At 44.4% G+C, this 563-nt stretch carries 1 protein-coding gene; it reads right to left on the reverse strand.

Annotated features, from left to right (window positions below; all coding sequences use genetic code 11):
- Positions 1-198: 198 nt before the first annotated feature.
- Positions 199-563: ABC transporter permease (locus R7Z50_RS29865; RefSeq protein WP_318075568.1), on the reverse strand; the 365-nt coding region annotated here is incomplete at its 5' end.

The raw sequence follows: 563 nt of genomic DNA on the forward strand, positions 1-563 counted from the left end.
CCGAAGATGTCATTGAGTTGACTAAAATGTGACCATTGCATGTTGATAAGACAGGAGACTCAGAAATGTGGCTATGTTTCTGGTTGCGTATATCTTTTGGTGGCTTATCCACATTTTCTGTGGATAACCTGTATCAAAGATCGTGAGTATCTCTGAAGATCCAGAAAATTTCATAAAATTAGGGGGTTATGTGGCCAATTACTGACCTCGCTTCATTCCATCAACTGGGCGTACTTTTACCGTAACACGGCCTTCTTTTGTTTGTACAAAGCTCAATGTCATTTCAAGTGTGATGGCAACAGAGACGCTCATCATGACAAAAATAGCTAGCATGATGACCAGTTGATATTTAATGGCAACCAATGGGCTTGCGCCCCCTAGGATTTGCCCCGTCATCATACCAGGAAGCGTGACAAGGCCCATCGTGGTCATTGAGGCTAGCGTTGGCGCTAACGATTTTCTCAGAGCTTCCTGAACGAAAGGAAAGGAAGCGTATTTAGGGGCGGCACCCAGTGAGATGGCAGCTTCGTACTCAGATTTACGCTCTTCAAAAGCAGAGAATA

It is taken from the genome of Vibrio sp. 1249-1 (assembly GCF_033340495.1).